Genomic DNA, 17,008 nt, shown 5'->3' on the forward strand with positions numbered 1-17,008 from the left:
TGACTTCTGATAACGAGATTTATGTAAATAAGCCGCCCATATGGACAGCTCATTTACATAATTAGTGTTATATGAAGTTAGCTTTTAATTTAAATTGTTGGAGATGGAAATCTTGTTGCTTCAAAGTGTGTACTGCTAGGATCTGAATCGATTGAACCAGCTATGGTACTTGTTACAAATATTTGTACTTGATCTCCAGCATTTAATTGAATATTAGTAGAAACAGATGCAATATTGTTATTTCCAAGTCTAGTATTAAAAAAATCATTATCAATAGCTACTGCAATATTATTTACGAGGATAGATATTAATACTCTATAATCAGTAGGAGTAGTAGGAGGAGGAGTAACAATAAATTCAACACTTGCAATAATAGAATATATACCTTTTGTTGCTGGAATAAATGTGGAGGTAAGAGTATTATATTCATTTCTTAGATCGTATTGTTCATTTGGATATAAAACCTGTATAGAAGTATTTGCAGGAATAGTTATATTAGGATTAGTTGCATTTCTAACAGCTCTGAATGCTGATTGTATTTCAGGTTTTGGTGGTTCTGGAATAGGAAACGCACAAGGCATCCAACAATGATTGGGGTGTTTGCTAAATTTTGACGACATAAACAATCAAACTCCTTTATTTTTAGCATACTTATTATATGTAATGGAAAATGAGTATGTTTTGCTTGTACGTCTGTCCATGTTGGTTTCATTATTGGTAGTAAAAAACAAAGCTCACTTATTACATTTCATTTTATTTTATAGTTTTCTTTTTAAGTAGGTTGGTTTTGAACAATAAGAAGGGCTCTTATTTACAAATTTATAAAATAAAAAAGCACTCAAAATGAGTGCTTTTTTATTTTAAACTTGTACTTGTTGTACTTGTAAAACTTTTAAAGTAAGATCTAGTACAATTTTTTCACGAAGAGTCTCAAATGGTTCGTTTAGGTCTGTTGGACAAGGTGAAAAGTCTAATTCGAAAAATTGAGCGCTGACTAATTCGCAATACGGTTGTTCATTATAAAAAACTGTATTTTCGAAGAAGTATTTGTCTAAACGTGGTAGATCACCATTTTTAGGATTAATAAAGTGAGAAGTAGTATCTGAGGAAGCCGCTACTAAAGCTTGTGATAGAAAATCTGCTGCTGTTAAATCTGCAAAACCAGAAAATGGAACATTTGCAATACGATCATATAGCACTCCATTACACTCATCATTTGCATATTCGATATTTTTACGAATATATCCTTGTACAAATAATTTTGCTCTTGTAACTCGGCGGTAATTTGTACCTGGTACTGGAGTAAATGCTACAGGAACTAACTTACATTGTGTTAAAAATGCATTTTTTAAGATACGTTTAATTTCAACTGCTGGAGGATCTAATGAAATATCAGATTCTACAACAATTTGAATCGTTCTTTCTGCTAATACAACTGGTATTTTTACAATCGGTGCTCCCGGAGTAAGAATTGGTGTTGCTGCTGCATCACTTAATGGTGTTTGAGTTTGTCCGTCTACCTGACATGGTACATTAATTGGACATTGTTCGCTCATATTATCTAATCTCCTTTTTGAAATTACTTTAGATTTTTAAAACTATTCAATGTCAATATATTCGTTTTTTTTATTTATGTATGAGCATGTACAATAGTTTTTGAAATTTATTTATTAAAGTGTATTAATAAAATACCGACAATAGCCTATAATCATTAGTATTTTATTAATAGGAAATGTTTTTATAAGGTATATCCCTCTATTACATTTGATTATCCTTATATAGAAACTGAAAGAAGTTTTGTGCTAATAAGGTTTATAGAAAGAGAAATATGAGTCTTTCGATTTCTTTTATGATGAAATTAAATCCTAGTATATCTTTGTTATTTTGCAGCGTTTTCAAGTGCAATGAAACTACGATCTTGTTGACGTCCATCGTGCTGCTCAAAAGCCCGTTAGATAGCGTTACCAAATGTAAAATTTCTTACCAATTGTAAAAAAAAAATATTACTAAACATATATAACTAATGAATGCAATGTCTTTTTCAGTTATTATGTTGAAAATCATTTTATGATAAAATCTATTACATAATGAAATAAAGGGGTAGTATTCTATGGGTTATTTCTCAAATAGTTTATTAGTTTTGTTTGTTCTTATCGTATGTAGCTGTATGATTTTTGGTTGATAATATAATGATAGTCTTATATAAAAGAAGTTAACTCAGGTGAGGTAACTTCTTTTTATTTTATGTTGAGAAGGAATTCTATTTTTCTTATTGAAGTTTGTACTAGTTATTTTCACGTCGATCAGAATTTTTTTATAAAGGGTAGTTTTATGAAATATAAACAAGCCAGAGAATAGGGAGTATTACATGGAAAATAGTATACGCTACACAAGTGAACATCCTACAGATTTTAATGAATTATTAGCCTTATACGAATCTTTAGGATGGAATTCTCTTAAATTAACAGTTAATGAATTGGAACAAATGTGTAAACAAAGTTGGTATGCAATATATGCTTTTAAAGAGCAACAATTAATAGGTATGGGGCGCGTTATATCCGATGGTGTAATAACGGGGGTTATTTGCGGTGTATGTGTATTGCCAGAATATCAGTCCATTGGCATTGGAAAAGAAATAGTGGAACGATTAATCCAGCACTGTGAACAAAACAAAGTTATTCCCCAACTTATGTGTGTAGAAAATCTGCAATCTTACTATGAATCTATAGGGTTTGAGGCATTCTCTATTGGGATGACAAAACATATTATAAGATAGCGGCGCTTTATATTTTTGGTGTACTTGTACATATTTTTAAACTTCATTATAAAGGAGAATAAATTTATGGAGATTGCTAAAGGGGTAGAAATGTTACAACTTGAATTTCAAGAATTTATTATTCACCCAATTCTTTTATGGGATGATGAAATGGTAGTATTAATAGATACTGGATTCCCTGGACAAATTGAAGATATACAAGTAGAGATAGAGAGAGTTGGGGTATCTTTTGATAAGCTAAAAGTCGTCATTTTGACGCATCAGGATATAGATCATATAGGTGGTCTTCCAGAGTTGTTGCAGAACCGTGGAAGTAATATTAAAGTTTATGCGCACGAGCTAGATAAGCCATATATTGAAGGGGATTTACCTTTATTGAAAGATGGAAATGTAGAGAATTCACCAAAAGGTAAAGTGAGTGATACTGTGATTGATGGACAAGAACTTCCGTATTGCGGTGGGATACTAATTCTCCATACTCCAGGGCACACTCCGGGTCATATTAGTTTATATTTGAAACAAAGTAAAACTCTTATCGCTGGGGATTCAATGTATAGTGTAAATGGAATGTTAGGAGGAATTCATGCTCCAACTACTTTGGATGTTCAGGAAGCACAACAGTCTTTGAAGAAGTATTTAAATCTAGATATTGAATCCGTAGTTTGTTACCATGGTGGATTAAGTAAGGGGAATATAAATGCACAAATTCAAAAGCTGTAAATAAGAATTTTTTGTTAATCGGTGCTAAAGTATAATCTAATTGCTAGTATATAAATAAAACCCTTAAATTAATAAAGAGCATGTTTGAAGGGATTTCAAACGTGCTCTTTATTAAATATAATCAATTTAATTTTAATGACTTAACCCATTCCAATAAAACGAAACGATTTGTTTTGCTAATTCATCTATATTTGCAAGAGTAGGATTGTGATTCTCATCTTTAAAATTCCCGATTGATAATAAAGCTACGAAAGCATGGGCAGCAAATTTAGGATCTCCTTTAGGTATTTCTCCAAGGGCCGTCGCATTATCGAGTGCTTTTTCCAATACATCATACATGTTATCCTCGGCATTTTTTAATTCCTTCAATTGCTCTTCAGATAAGGATAGTTTTGCATCTTTCATAAAGTTCTTCATATCAATATCCATCGTTGCGTGTAAGTATACTGTAGCAAAGTCCAATAATCTTTCTTCCAAAGTCTTATTTGTAGAGAGGATTTGATCCATATTTTCTCTTATTCGTACCATCATTTGAATCATAGTAGCGGTAAATAAATCCGCTTTTGTTGAATAGTAATAGTAGACGGTTGCTTTTGTAACACCACATTCTTTCGCGACCTCATCCATCGAAACAACTTGATAATTTTGAGTGAGAAATAACCTAGTTGCAACTTCTAAAATGATTGCTTTTGTAGATTTTGTATTTTTATTTTGACGAGGCCTTCCGAGAGGACGTTGTTTTTGATCCAAATACATTCGCTCCTGACATTTATTATTGAGATAATTATAACATAATTTTTTAATCATTCTTGATTAATTAACCGACCAGTATATATAATTAATATTGGTGGGGAAAAGGAAGGTGGGTTTTTATGAAAAAGCACCCGTTAAATATGTTAGGGAAGCTTGTAGCAGGGAAGAATACGCAATGGATAACTTTATCGGTTTGGATTCTTATTACATTGGTACTTTCATTTACGTTGCCACAAGTAAACAGTATGAAAGAACCGAATCCGAAAAATTTACCTGAAACAGCTATGTCACAGCAAGCTGAAGCACTTATGAAAAAAGAATTTCCTAATAATGCAGGAAATCCGTTGTTAGTAGTATGGCATCGAGATGGTGGATTACAGTCAAAGGATTATAAACTCATACAAGATGTTTATAAAGAATTAAAGGCCAGTCCTTTAAAAGAACAATCAACATTACCACCATTTGATACAATTCCAGAGCAAGTATTATCAAAAAGTGCATCAAAAGATGGTACATCATTTGTTACACCAATATTCTTTAATAAATCTGCTGGAACGGATATATTAAAAGGTAATTTAGAAGAGTTACGAAAAATAGTGAATAGTAAAGTGGATGAAGATCCATTCAAACAAAAAATTACCGATTCTGGTTTACATGTTCGATTATCTGGACCGGTAGGTATTCAAACGGATGCGGTAAGTTTATTCAGTCAAGCTGATGTGAAATTATTAGTTGCTACTGTACTTCTCGTATTAGTTTTATTAATTTTACTGTACCGTTCACCAATTTTAGCAATTTTACCTTTAATTGTCGTTGGATTTGCGTACGGTATTACAAGTCCTACACTTGGTTTTTTGGCCGATCATGGATGGATTAAAGTAGATGCACAGGCTATATCGATTATGACTGTTTTACTGTTTGGAGCAGGAACGGATTACTGTTTATTTTTAATTTCAAGATATAGGGAGTATCTGTTAGAAGAAGAAAGTAAATATAAGGCACTGCAACTTGCTATAAAAGCTTCAGGTGGTGCAATTATAATGAGTGCACTAACTGTAGTATTAGGATTAGGAACATTATTGCTTGCACATTATGGAGCCTTTCATCGATTTGCAGTACCATTTAGTGTTGCTGTTTTCATAATGGGAATCGCTGCATTAACAATTCTTCCGGCATTATTATTAATTTTTGGTAGAGTTGCATTCTTCCCATTCATACCGAGAACAACTGCAATGAATGAAGAGTTTGCGAAAAAGAAAGTTTTAAAAGTAAAAACTACAAAGGGGGCCTTTAGTAAAAAGATTGGTGATATTGTTGTACGTAAACCGTGGACAATTATTATGCTAACTGTATTTTTATTAGGAGGATTGGCTTCATTTGTACCACGTATTCAATACACGTACGATTTATTAGAATCATTCCCGAAAGATATGCCATCACGTGAAGGATTTACATTAATCACGGATCATTTTTCAGCTGGAGAATTAGCACCAGTAAAGATTGTAGTTGATTCAAAAGGAAAAGATTTACCTATTAAACAAGAAATAGAGAAATTATCCTTTGTTAATAAAGTGAAAGAACCAATGAGGGGAAAAGAAAATAATCAATTGCAAATGTATGAAGTTTCTTTAGTGGAAAACCCATACTCAATTGAAGCATTAGATCAAATCCCTGAATTGAAAAATAGTGTAAAAAAAGTATTAAAAGACACAGGGATTAGTAATGCAGAAAATCAATTGTGGATTGGCGGAGAAACAGCTTCCTTATATGATACAAAGCAAATTACTGAACGGGATGAAGCGGTTATTATTCCGGTTATGATTAGTATCATCGCTTTACTTTTACTCGTGTATTTACGTTCAATCGTTGCGATGATTTACTTAATTGTAACTGTCGTTTTATCTTTCTTCTCTGCATTAGGAGCAGGCTGGATTTTACTGCATTTCGGTATGGGAGCTCCCGCGATACAAGGTGCGATACCGTTATATGCATTCGTATTTTTAGTTGCTTTAGGAGAGGATTATAATATCTTTATGGTTTCTGAAATATGGAAGAATAAAAAGAAACAAAATCATTTAGAATCAGTTAAAAATGGTGTTATACAAACAGGTAGTGTAATTACATCCGCAGGTTTAATTTTAGCAGGAACATTTGCAGTATTAGGTACATTGCCAATTCAAGTTTTAGTTCAATTCGGTATTGTGACAGCAATCGGTGTATTGCTAGATACATTTATTGTAAGACCACTGCTTGTACCTGCGATTACAGTCGTTTTAGGACGCTTCGCTTTTTGGCCAGGAAAGCTTTGGAAAGAAGAAAAGCAATTACAAAAAGAAGATACTTTATAAAAGAAGGTTGCCGATAAAGTCAGTAAAACTGATTTTTAGGCCACCTTCTTTTTTGTTGGTCTGATATAGAAGTATCATTTTGAATATGCAACGAAAAATATAGATGAAATGTATGATGAAGTTTTCAGTGCATTAAAATTTTTCTTATCAGACATAATAATTCATAAGAAATTCCAATTGAGTGAGGAATTTCTAAAATTATGCATTGTTATAGGATGATAAAAATGTGGGACAAGATTGTTTCGTATGTACCTGAGTGGAAAGTTTTTATACAAGCCTTTATCGTACTATTCATTCCATATATAATTTCAAGATTTTTTAGTTGGATTCGCACATTAGAAAAAGAATAATATAACAAACTATATTCAAGTGAAAACAAATATTGATATGTAAAGAAGAGTGGTATAAGAAGCTTTTTTGGAGAAAGAGTGATGAAGGTGAAAGCGCAGGATTCAATAGTTAATCAAAGCCAAGAACAGGGAAATACATATGAGAATAACGCGACAAAAGTTTCTGAAAACCACTTTACAGGTGATTTCAACTTAGATTTAGAGGTAATAAAAAAAGAGGCTCTTGATAATTCGGACGTTTATTGTCGAGAGTTTAATATCGGCGGGACTAGCATCCGCGCAGTTCTTGTTTTTGTAGAAGGGCTGTCAGATAAAGATCTTATTGATATGCACATTATGAAATCATTAATGTGTAATTTTCCTGATGAGTATAAAGATGAATCATCTAATATGAAAGATAGTGTTTCAAAAGAGTTTATTAAAAACCGAGTTCTTCCTATTAGTGGAGTGGAAGAAGTACAATCTGTGCAAAAAATGATGTCAAAGGTGTTAATGGGTTCAACGGCATTATTAATTGATGGATTATCAGATGTATTAATACTTAATACAAAAAAAGGAAAAACACGTAATATTGAAGAGCCAATATCAGAGGGATCGGTTAGGGGTCCACGGGTAGGTTTCACAGAAGTTTTATCGGACAATACTGCTTTGTTACGGTTACACGGTGAAAATGAAGGATTATCATTAGTGAAATTTCATGTAGGAGAACGGGCTAAGAAAGACTTGGTTGTTGCCTTTATGAAAGAGATTGCTGATCCAGAATTAGTAGAAGAAGTTAAGAAGAGAATTGAGAAAATTAATATTGATAATGTGCCAGAATCAGGTTATATAGAACAACTTATTGAAGATAATTATCTTAGTCCTTTCCCGCAAGTACAGAGTACGGAACGTCCTGATAAAGTTATCGCTGCATTAATGGAAGGAAGGGTTGCAATTTTATTAGATGGAACACCTTTTGTATTAATTGTTCCGGTTACATTTAGTATGATGATGCAATCACCCGAAGATTATTATGAACGCTGGATACCAGGTACGCTGATTCGGTTATTGCGCTTTGGAACGGCTATTATTTCTCTATTTGCTCCCGCTCTGTACATTTCATTTATTTCATTCCATCCTGGATTGATTCCAACTAAGTTAGCCATTTCAATTATAGGAGGGCGAGAAGGCGTCCCGTTTCCTGCAATTATAGAAGGATTATTTATGGAAATTGCAATTGAAATTTTACGAGAAGCAGGGCTACGACTACCTAAGCCTATTGGTTCAGCGATGGGAATTGTAGGAGGATTAATCATTGGGCAATCAGCTGTATCAGCTGGAATTGTGAGTCCAATAATGGTAATTGTTGTGGCGGCCACAGCTATTTCTTCTTTTGCACTTTCTCATTATAGTACAGCAATTCCATTACGTATTCTTCGCTTTGTAGCTATGTTTTTCGCTGCTATATTCGGATTATATGGAGTTATTCTATTTTTCTTATTTATATGCAGTCATATTTCAAGGCTTAAAAGTTTTGGTGTACCTTATGCTAGCCCGGCTGTCTTATATCAATTTACCGATTGGAAGGATTTTATTGTTCGTATGCCAATTCAGATGATGAAGCGACGTCCAAAAATGTTGAATTTAAAAGACTATGTACGGAAAGGAAGTGAAGAGGAATGATTACTAACTCAAAGGATAAAATTCCTACTTCACAAGCAGCTGTTATTCTTATCAATTATATACTTGCTATCGGAATTCTCACTTTACCTAGAACCGCGGCTGAGAAAGTGAATACACCTGATGTTTGGATAACTGTTATTTTAGGTGGATTAATTGCGATGGTTGCGGGTGTAATTATCGTGAAGTTAAGTCAACAATTTCCTGAAAAAACATTTTATCAATATAGCCAAGAACTTGTAGGGAAATGGTTTGGGGTGTTAATTAGTTTATTGATTATCAGTTACTTTTTTACACTTTCGTCATTTGAACTTAGAACGTTGGAAGGTATAACAAGTTTCTTTCTACTAGAAGGTACGCCTGACTGGGCTATTATTATGCCATTCATGTGGATAAGTCTATATTTAAATTTAGGCGGAATAAATGCGATAGCACGTTTATTTGAAATTATTTTTCCAATTACAGTTTTTATTTTCTTAGTGACATCTTTTATGAGTATAGGAATATTTGAACTCGATAATCTTCGTCCTGTATTAGGATTAGGGATTGTTCCGGCATTAAAAGGCCTAAAAACAACAACTATGGCATATTCGGGTGCTGAAATTATGTTGTTACTTTTAGCCTTTATGAAGAAGCCATCTCAAGGTGTAAGGGTTGTAATAATTGGCACTATGATTCCTTTACTTTTTTATGTCATCACAGTTGTAATGGTTATTGGTGCATTTTCTATCGATGGGGTATTGATGAGAACATGGCCTACAATTGATCTTATGAGAAGTTTTGAAATTCAAGGTTTAATTTTTGAACGGTTCGAATCTTTGCTATTAGTGATATGGATTATGCAAATCTTTGCAACATATACAATCTGTTATTATGCAGCTGCTTTAGGGTTAGCACAGCTCTTTAATAAAAATATTCATTCCTTTTTGTATGGATTACTCCCAGTAATTTATATCGTTGCCGCAATTCCGAAAAACATAAATGAGTTATTTGAATTTGGAAATTTGATTAGTAACGCAGCGATAATATTATTTGGTATTCTTCCGATTCTTCTCCTAATGATTTCGAAGGGGAGGAAAAAAAAGCATGAACCAAAATGTTAAAGGTAGAAAAATTATTATAAGAATAACATCAATCGTTTTTCTCTTATTACTTACAGGATGCTGGAGTAGTCATGAAATTGAGGAGTTAGGTTTCGCCGTAGGTATAGCAGTAGATAAAGAAAAAGAAACAAAGATTGAGAAAGAAATTGAAGAAAAGGGCGGCGGATATAAAAAGAAGAATTTAATAACAACCACCTACCAATTTGTTAAAGCACAATCATCATCAGACGGAGGCAAAGGTGGAGTATCACAACAAAAAGCTTATATGAATGTTGCAGAAACAGGAGATTCTCTTCATCAATCAATACGTGAAGTTGCATTAAGAAGGCAAAGGCCTATCATTTTTCATCATACGAAAGTAATAGTTGTTAGTGAAAGTATCGCCCGAACATATAATTTAACGCAGTTATTGGACATCTACGTTCGTGATAATGAGATGAGACCTAGTTGTTTTATTATGGTTAGTAAAGGGCTAGCTAGTGATGCGTTACAATCAAAAGAACCAGGGGAAATTCCAGCATTTCGCTTGATTGATATCGAGGATAATCAATATAGATCCTCACGAATTTTACCACCGATGCCGCTTGCTAAACTACCAGGAAAGGTGAAATCTGGGGCGAGTTTTCTTTTACCAAATGTGATTTCTATAAACGGAGAAGTGAAATATGTAGGTGCTGCTGTAATTAAGGGGCGTACAAAAAAACTTCGTGGTTTTTTAAACGAGAATGAATTAGAAGGCTTAATGTGGATAACTGCAAAAGGGAAAAGTGGCTTGGTGAAAAGTTATGATAAAAAGACAAAAAAATTAGTTATGTATGAAGTGAAATCTATGAAAAGTAAAATTACGCCCCATGTTAAAGGGGATAAAATCTCATTCGATGTCAATGTGCAGTCTGTGGGCCGGTTATCCGAAAACTGGTCTGAGTCAGAGGAAGCTTTTAAAAATACATTTCTCAAAAGGACGGAGCAATCTGCCCAACAAGAAGTGAAGCGATTAGTGAAACATACATTACAAAAAATTCAAAAGGAATATAAAACTGATGTTGCTGGCTTTAATACTCGTTTGAAAATCAAGTATCCAAAAGTATGGAAGAAAGTTGAAAAGGATTGGGATAAAGTATTTAGTAAGACACCAATCAAATATAATGTAAAGCTAACCATTGAAGACTATGGTACGGAAGGTGCATAACGAAGAAACGACAAAAAATATATAAAAGCTCTAAATCGTGGACTTTTATTAATGTTCACGATTTAGAGCTTTTATGTTATGTGGGTCTAATTGTATTGAATCAATTAATAAATAAAGAACATTTTATTTTAATGTTCTTTATTTTATAATTACTTTTAGGCGATATTAAGGGGGATTCGAAATGGCTATGATATTTATTGAAAAAGCTACAATTTTAGATGCTGAAAAGTTAACAGAAATAATGAAAAGGACATTCGATGAAGAAGCAAAACAATGGCTATGTGGCCAAGAGGGTGTAATTGATTATAACATTCAACCACCAGGATATTCTTCAATTGAGATGACTATGTATTCGATTGAAGAATTGGATTCTTTCAAAGTGATAATGGGTGAAGAAATAATTGGTGGAATTATAGTTACGATTACTGGTAAGTCTTACGGTAGAATTGATCGTATATTTGTAGATCCTAAACATCAAGGAATAGGAATTGGAGCACAGGTTATTGATTTTATAGAAGAAGAGTTTCCAAGCGTAAGAATTTGGGATCTTGAGACGTCTAGTAGACAAATTAATAATCACCATTTTTATAAAAAAATGGGCTATGAAACAATTTTTGAAACGGAAGATGAGTATTGTTATGTGAAAAAAATAAAGACAGCTTTAAGCGAAGAAAACTTAGTTAAAAATAAAGATATGAAAAGTGAGCAATACGAAAACTGTAATTTGGCAAATTCAGAGTATTATCAAGTGAATTTAAAAGATAGCTCATTTATTTATAGCAATGTAATGAATATTAATATGAGTAATTGTAATTTAAGTCAATCAAAGTTTAAAAATATAAATTTAAGGAACTCCTCATATGCAGATTTAAATCTTTCGGGCAGTAAATTTAATTTGGTGACTTTAGGTGGAGTTCAATTCAAGAATACAAATCTTGGAGCGGAAAAGGAACCTATTTTATTTGATAGATGTGATTTGGAAGGATGTACAATAAGTAACAGTAATCTTAAAAACGTTGAGATAGAAAATTGTAATATAACTGGTATGAAAATAAACGGTATTCCAGTAGAAGAACTGCTTGAGTTGTATAATCGGGTGAAAAATTAAACAAAAAAACACTTAGTATCTTCTAAGTGTTTTTTTTATTTTGAACGAGAGAATATAAGAGATGATGTTCAAAAAATGAATATTATATCGAAATAATTATATAAAAATAACACAAAGAAATAAGGGTAGGCAGGATTTTAATATTGGATATTAGAATATGATAATTGAATGGAGGGGAGAAAGATGGGGATTAACGTTAGAGCAGTAGAAACACAGGATGCTAGAGCAATTCATCGTATATGCATTCAAGATGATGTTTTACCATATATGGTTTTCCTACCTAGTATGCGTGTAGATGCAATGGAGAATAGAATTCGAAATTTAGCACAGAATCAATTTGAATTTGTAGCAGAATATGATGGAGAAGTTGTTGGATTTGTCGGTTTAACCCAAAGTCCAGGACGAAGATCTCACTCGGGTGATTTATTCATCGGAGTAGATAGTGAATATCACAATAAGGGAATTGGAAAAGCACTTCTTACAAAAATGCTTGATTTAGCTGATAATTGGCTAATGTTAGAGCGAGTGGAGCTTGGTGTATTAGAAACGAATCCTAGAGCCAAAGTATTATATGAAAAATTTGGATTTATCGAAGAGGGTGTAAAGGTTGGGAATTTGAAGGCTCATGGGAAATTTGTTAACGAAATCATGATGAGTCGTTTTAGACCAAATGGTTTGATTGTACATAATAAATAGAGGTGTAAATTGAACGGAAATATCGATTTGTTTTGAAAAAAGTATGGCAAAAGGACGCCATGCTTTTTTAGTTTATTAAAAGTAAAGAGCAATTTTTATTAAACGGATATTTTAACAGATGAAGCATTAGGAATCATCTTGATCCGGAAAGCATATGACTTAATAGAATCTATTTCTATGTGTAAGGGGAATGAACAAAACTTATTAAAGGTGTAGATCAATCTGCGCCAGGCAACAAAAGTATGAGATAGGGAAATGCATATGTGAAAAATTCAAAAACCTTGAAAAAATGATCATAACAATTTATTTATATTTTATTTATTTTCATACATAGCATAATAGCGCATTCAAGGAATAAGGAGTGATTGTAATGTCTACAGACCAGCCTATTCCTGGACATTTTATTATGGACCCACAGCGGGCTATGCTGTTGCCACCGGAATTGAAAGCAGCTCCATCTGAATCATTAACAGAACAATTATTTATTGAACGATCTATAACTGAAAATAGATTTTGGTTACGTATTATGAAAGAGCATGCTTTGTTTCTTGGTGAGGGGTTTAATCGTAACGATAAAAATTTAATTCAGCAGGTAGAGCAATTTTATAATCAGTTTGATAGGCAGCTGCAAAAAGCATTTACTATTCCACAAACTGTTCAAGCGGTAAGGCAATTAAATGAAGAAAGCATTCAGTTAGTGTATGCTTTTCGTAATTATAAAAGAAATTTACTAATTTTAATCATCAATTGTAAAGTGAAAGGGTTTAATTTCCCACTTTTAGTGGATCATGTTGCACGAGAAGCAGAATATTTTATGCGGACACTTCAAAAGTTTAACGAAGGGAAAATGGATCCTATTCAAGATGCGATTATTAGTGAGAATGTTTTCTGGCTGCGTATTATGATGGAACACTCACGTTTTATTGGATCATTACTGGATCAATCGGAAAGAAATCTTGTTCATACAGCGTTGAAATTCGGTGATGATTTCGAAATTCTGCTTAACCAAGCTAGAGATGTTGAATCAATGTTATATCAAAAAGAGCCGACATATCCAATTATAGGGAAAATGAATAAAGATAGTGAAAATGCTACTGTTGAGTTAAGGGATTTTAAAAAGGCAGGATTAGAGTTAATTCAAACATGTCAAATCCGAAATGTCATAAATCCATTGCTTGCTGATCACGTTACAAGAGAAGCAGAGCATTTCCTCTTCATGATTCATGTATTGGAGCAAAGGCTAAAGCAAAAGCAGGTGGAACAATCCCCACAATAATAAATAAACAAGAAAAGCATGGCAAACTAATGCCATGCTTTTCTTGTTTATAAATTGTGATTTGATTGTTTCGGTTGTAATAAAAATAGTGCTAATCCAATGAAAATAAGTAGAATTCCTAGTCCTTGCTGTAAAGAAATTGTTTCATCTAAAATGAAATAGGCTAGCATACAAGTTCCAATTGTTTCTCCCAAAATACTCATCGAGATAACCGTAGCACTCATCCATTTTAATAACCAATTGAAAATTGTTTGTCCTAAAATCGTTGCAATGAATGCAAGACCTATAAAGGACCACCATGTTTGTGCAGTGTAATTGAAGAAAGATGACTGCTGTGTGTAAGCAAATATACCGAGAAAGAGTGAACTACTACCATAACTAATTACCGAGTATGGTATTAGGGATAGGTCTTTACGAACATGTTGACTAATGAAAAAGTAAGCTGTTATGACGCCAGCAGCAATAAAAGCTAAAATATCGCCGTATAAAGCCTCGCCATTAATTTGAAAATCTTGCCACCCAATCACGATACTTCCTGAAATTGCAATAAGGCAGCCTACAATCGCACCTTTCGTAAACCTTTCCTTAAATAAAAAATAACCACCAATCATTGAGAATAAAGGTTGTAACGTTACGATAACTGTAGAGCTTGCTACAGAAGTATATTGTAAGGATTCAAACCATAGTACATAATGAGCTGCTAAAAATAATCCAGATGAGAGTCCAAATCCCCATTGTTTTTTTGATAATGAGCGAAGTTCGCTTCGATTGTTTGTATTAAATATTAGAAATGGTAAAAGAATTGCCGTAGCAAACAATAATCGATAAAAAGCAGTGATTGCTACAGGAGCATCTGCTATTTTTACGAAGATTGCTGAAGTAGATAGGGCGAACACACCGAAAAATAAGGTGAAATATGAAAGAATAGGTGATTTCAAAGTTTGTCCCTCCGTTAGATTGTTTATTATAATAAACTGTATATAATATAATGTACAAAAGTTAGTATATAAGCCTAAGATAAAATAAGGAAGGATTAATTACCACTGTTTAGTATGTCAGTACAAAAGGAACGAAAGATGTATTATGATGGACGAAAGGAAGTTGTAACAATGATTCATTATCGACTAGGTCAAACTGTTTTAAGTTATCGTAAGAAAAATAATATGACAATTCGTGAATTTGCTGATTATGCAGGAATTAGTACTTCACTTATTAGTCAAATTGAAAGAGGATATGCCAACCCTTCTTTAAGTGTATTGGAATTAATAGCGAAAGCATTAAATGTACCGCTATTTACTCTTTTTATTAATGATATTGATACAGACACGCTTATTTCGAAGAAGAAAGATCGGAAAAAAGTATATCGAGAAAATAATGATCATATTGTTTATGATGTGTTAACACCAGACTTTATGAAAGCTCGCATTGAAATGCTAATGATGGATTTAAATGAACACGCAAATACAACAGAAAGTCATTATTCTCACGAAGATAAAGAAGAAATTGCTGTTGTAATGAAGGGTGAAGTGTATGTGGAATTAGAAGGGAATGAATATTTTTTAGAAGAAGGAGATGTTGTGCGTATTCCACCGAATGTGAAGCATAGATTTTTGAATAAGAGTGACGAAATGAATCATATCTTATTTGTGTTAACACCTTCATTAAGCTAAGGTAGTAGCTATCTTAAAATAGAGATACAAACTAAATAAATGGTAACATAATAGAAAATTTGAATTACGTAAAACTTCGCACTTGTAATTAATCAACCTTCCATAAATACATACACATTTGATTTTCACTTTGTACGTTAGAGAAGATAAGAAGTTTGACAAAAGAAAAAAGCAAAAATATGATAGTTCCATGACTATCAAACAAAATGATTTAGGTGAACAAAGAGTGAAAAATTTTAAGGATTTGGCAGAAGTGAAATAAATCGAAATGAATCGTTTCAAGAGTTTTTACCTGGGTTTTTGGCGACTTTGTAGAGGGCGAAAAGCTCTTTTTATTGGGATTTAGAGGAGGGATAGTAATGATTGAAAATATAAGTGTTTTAAAAGATGGACTTTCAATTATCTCTCAATGCAAAAAAGAAACAAATGATATTTGGCATGCGCATTTCGGAGCAGCTGCAATTGCTAGTTATTTTTTTACTAAAAACAATAACATTGATGAAACAACTGCCTGTAACATTTATTCTCAAGCGAAAATGATGCTCCATAAGCAAAGGGTAGGCGAAACAATTGATAATAAACAAGGTGTCAATTATCAAAGTGCTGAAGAAACGATAATCAAATCTTTGGAACAAACGATTGATGAACTCCATTGGGTTGGTCATAATGTAATTTACGCTTCTTTAAGTTTACTAGCCATTAAGGAGTTAAGTCATTGGGGGAGTGAGCAAGATATTAATAATATAGCAAACCTTATATTATCGTTTCAAAAAACAATTCCCGGTAGGTCTTGGATTGGTTTTACAACTAAAGAAGTAAAGCAATTAAGTATAAGTAATGATGAGATTCAAAGTGAAATTAAAAACCCAAAGCAATTATCAAAATTTATTTTAAATGAGTTATCAAAATTTCATGTTATATATAAGGCGGAATCACATCACGATTTAATTGGCCATATGCTTACCTTTTCACATGCGATTAATGTATTATATGACTTAGGGCATATAGAATTATTTCAACGAGGAATAAAACCACTATTAAAGCTAGTTTATGTACTTAGAAAAAGTCGCAATTTAATGCCGAATGCCCAAATAATATTGAATTCTCCTGTAGATCGTTTACCTCTCACAAAAGCAAAACAAGTTGATACACTTCCGCTAGATAATGCATTCTGGCTTAAAGACTACAGTGAATTTAATTGGGATTTTGGGCACATATTTAAATTTTCATATAGTTATTTTGATCACTTAACAAGGGTTCCAGAATATAAAGATAAAACATTTGAGAAATTCTGTTGTATATTAATGAGTAAAAGTCTCTAACTAATAGTAATTGGCACGTATTCATAAGCTTCAGTAAC

The 17,008-nt window shown here is 32.7% G+C and carries 15 protein-coding genes; 11 read left to right on the forward strand and 4 right to left on the reverse strand.

Annotated features, from left to right (window positions below):
- Nucleotides 1–89: 89 nt before the first annotated feature.
- Both MHB76_RS11560 and MHB76_RS11565 read right to left on the reverse strand, forming a co-directional pair.
- Nucleotides 90–620 (reverse strand): hypothetical protein, encoded by a 531-nt coding sequence (locus MHB76_RS11560; protein ID WP_078174186.1) that lies wholly within the window; start codon nucleotides 618–620, stop codon nucleotides 90–92.
- A gap of 240 nt (nucleotides 621–860) precedes the next feature.
- The gene (locus MHB76_RS11565; RefSeq protein ID WP_199709531.1) at nucleotides 861–1,556 is read right to left on the reverse strand and encodes a CsxC family protein; all 696 of its coding nucleotides are present in this window, start codon (nucleotides 1,554–1,556) and stop codon (nucleotides 861–863) included.
- 812 nt (nucleotides 1,557–2,368) lie between these two features.
- Between MHB76_RS11565 and MHB76_RS11570 the strand changes: the two genes are divergently transcribed.
- Nucleotides 2,369–2,776 carry a GNAT family N-acetyltransferase gene (locus MHB76_RS11570; protein ID WP_002109867.1) on the forward strand — a complete coding sequence of 136 codons (408 nt, stop codon included), beginning with the start codon at nucleotides 2,369–2,371 and terminating at the stop codon, nucleotides 2,774–2,776.
- A gap of 66 nt (nucleotides 2,777–2,842) precedes the next feature.
- Complete coding sequence (locus MHB76_RS11575) at nucleotides 2,843–3,496, forward strand: MBL fold metallo-hydrolase (RefSeq protein ID WP_078174334.1); 654 nt, start codon at nucleotides 2,843–2,845, stop codon at nucleotides 3,494–3,496.
- Nucleotides 3,497–3,628: 132 nt separating this feature from the next.
- On the opposite strand, the gene MHB76_RS11580 is transcribed toward MHB76_RS11575, so the two are convergent.
- Nucleotides 3,629–4,246 carry a TetR/AcrR family transcriptional regulator gene (locus MHB76_RS11580; protein WP_078174335.1) on the reverse strand — a complete coding sequence of 206 codons (618 nt, stop codon included), beginning with the start codon at nucleotides 4,244–4,246 and terminating at the stop codon, nucleotides 3,629–3,631.
- Nucleotides 4,247–4,368: 122 nt separating this feature from the next.
- Here MHB76_RS11580 and MHB76_RS11585 point away from each other — a divergent pair, with 122 nt between their 5' ends.
- The 7 genes from MHB76_RS11585 to MHB76_RS11615 all read left to right on the forward strand — a co-directional run bounded on the left by MHB76_RS11585 (nucleotide 4,369) and on the right by MHB76_RS11615 (nucleotide 13,978).
- Nucleotides 4,369–6,597 (forward strand): MMPL family transporter, encoded by a 2,229-nt coding sequence (locus MHB76_RS11585; RefSeq protein WP_340986536.1) that lies wholly within the window; start codon nucleotides 4,369–4,371, stop codon nucleotides 6,595–6,597.
- A 431-nt stretch (nucleotides 6,598–7,028) separates the two neighbouring features.
- Nucleotides 7,029–8,609: a spore germination protein gene (locus MHB76_RS11590; RefSeq protein ID WP_078174337.1), complete on the forward strand. Its 1,581-nt coding sequence runs from the start codon at nucleotides 7,029–7,031 to the stop codon at nucleotides 8,607–8,609.
- A complete protein-coding gene (locus tag MHB76_RS11595; protein ID WP_078174338.1) occupies nucleotides 8,606–9,709 on the forward strand; it encodes a spore germination protein in 1,104 nt (367 codons plus the stop codon). The genes MHB76_RS11590 and MHB76_RS11595 overlap by 4 nt, the downstream gene beginning before the upstream one ends.
- Nucleotides 9,693–10,898: a Ger(x)C family spore germination protein gene (locus MHB76_RS11600; protein WP_016104825.1), complete on the forward strand. Its 1,206-nt coding sequence runs from the start codon at nucleotides 9,693–9,695 to the stop codon at nucleotides 10,896–10,898. Before MHB76_RS11595 ends, MHB76_RS11600 begins: the two co-directional genes overlap by 17 nt.
- Before the next feature lie 181 nt (nucleotides 10,899–11,079).
- Complete coding sequence (locus MHB76_RS11605; RefSeq protein WP_078174339.1) at nucleotides 11,080–12,006, forward strand: GNAT family N-acetyltransferase; 927 nt, start codon at nucleotides 11,080–11,082, stop codon at nucleotides 12,004–12,006.
- Nucleotides 12,007–12,189: 183 nt separating this feature from the next.
- Nucleotides 12,190–12,702: a GNAT family N-acetyltransferase gene (locus MHB76_RS11610; RefSeq protein WP_002157865.1), complete on the forward strand. Its 513-nt coding sequence runs from the start codon at nucleotides 12,190–12,192 to the stop codon at nucleotides 12,700–12,702.
- A gap of 370 nt (nucleotides 12,703–13,072) precedes the next feature.
- A complete protein-coding gene (locus MHB76_RS11615; RefSeq protein WP_002141730.1) occupies nucleotides 13,073–13,978 on the forward strand; it encodes a DUF2935 domain-containing protein in 906 nt (301 codons plus the stop codon).
- A 47-nt stretch (nucleotides 13,979–14,025) separates the two neighbouring features.
- Here the strand turns inward: MHB76_RS11615 and MHB76_RS11620 are convergent, their stop codons facing one another.
- Nucleotides 14,026–14,916: a DMT family transporter gene (locus MHB76_RS11620; RefSeq protein WP_078174340.1), complete on the reverse strand. Its 891-nt coding sequence runs from the start codon at nucleotides 14,914–14,916 to the stop codon at nucleotides 14,026–14,028.
- Between the two features lie 114 nt (nucleotides 14,917–15,030).
- Here MHB76_RS11620 and MHB76_RS11625 point away from each other — a divergent pair, with 114 nt between their 5' ends.
- Together MHB76_RS11625 and MHB76_RS11630 are read left to right on the forward strand one after the other, a co-directional pair.
- Nucleotides 15,031–15,648, forward strand: a complete 618-nt coding sequence (locus MHB76_RS11625; protein ID WP_078174341.1) for a helix-turn-helix domain-containing protein — start codon at nucleotides 15,031–15,033, stop codon at nucleotides 15,646–15,648.
- Nucleotides 15,649–16,010: 362 nt separating this feature from the next.
- Nucleotides 16,011–16,970 (forward strand): hypothetical protein, encoded by a 960-nt coding sequence (locus MHB76_RS11630; protein ID WP_078174406.1) that lies wholly within the window; start codon nucleotides 16,011–16,013, stop codon nucleotides 16,968–16,970.
- The last annotated feature ends 38 nt before the right edge of the window (nucleotides 16,971–17,008 follow it).

This window comes from Bacillus sp. FSL M7-1345 (assembly GCF_038006985.1).
Taxonomy (GTDB): Bacteria; Bacillota; Bacilli; order Bacillales; family Bacillaceae_G; genus Bacillus_A; species Bacillus_A cereus_U.

Coding starts and splice junctions, on each gene's coding strand:
- MHB76_RS11625 (WP_078174341.1), top strand. CDS start 15,031: ATGTCAGTACAAAAGGAACGAAAGATGTATTATGATGGACGAAAGGAA.
- MHB76_RS11610 (WP_002157865.1), top strand. CDS start 12,190: ATGGGGATTAACGTTAGAGCAGTAGAAACACAGGATGCTAGAGCAATT.
- MHB76_RS11590 (WP_078174337.1), top strand. CDS start 7,029: ATGAAGGTGAAAGCGCAGGATTCAATAGTTAATCAAAGCCAAGAACAG.
- MHB76_RS11605 (WP_078174339.1), top strand. CDS start 11,080: ATGGCTATGATATTTATTGAAAAAGCTACAATTTTAGATGCTGAAAAG.
- MHB76_RS11575 (WP_078174334.1), top strand. CDS start 2,843: ATGGAGATTGCTAAAGGGGTAGAAATGTTACAACTTGAATTTCAAGAA.
- MHB76_RS11600 (WP_016104825.1), top strand. CDS start 9,693: ATGAACCAAAATGTTAAAGGTAGAAAAATTATTATAAGAATAACATCA.
- MHB76_RS11565 (WP_199709531.1), bottom strand. CDS start 1,556: ATGAGCGAACAATGTCCAATTAATGTACCATGTCAGGTAGACGGACAA.
- MHB76_RS11560 (WP_078174186.1), bottom strand. CDS start 620: ATGTCGTCAAAATTTAGCAAACACCCCAATCATTGTTGGATGCCTTGT.
- MHB76_RS11585 (WP_340986536.1), top strand. CDS start 4,369: ATGAAAAAGCACCCGTTAAATATGTTAGGGAAGCTTGTAGCAGGGAAG.
- MHB76_RS11570 (WP_002109867.1), top strand. CDS start 2,369: ATGGAAAATAGTATACGCTACACAAGTGAACATCCTACAGATTTTAAT.
- MHB76_RS11615 (WP_002141730.1), top strand. CDS start 13,073: ATGTCTACAGACCAGCCTATTCCTGGACATTTTATTATGGACCCACAG.
- MHB76_RS11595 (WP_078174338.1), top strand. CDS start 8,606: ATGATTACTAACTCAAAGGATAAAATTCCTACTTCACAAGCAGCTGTT.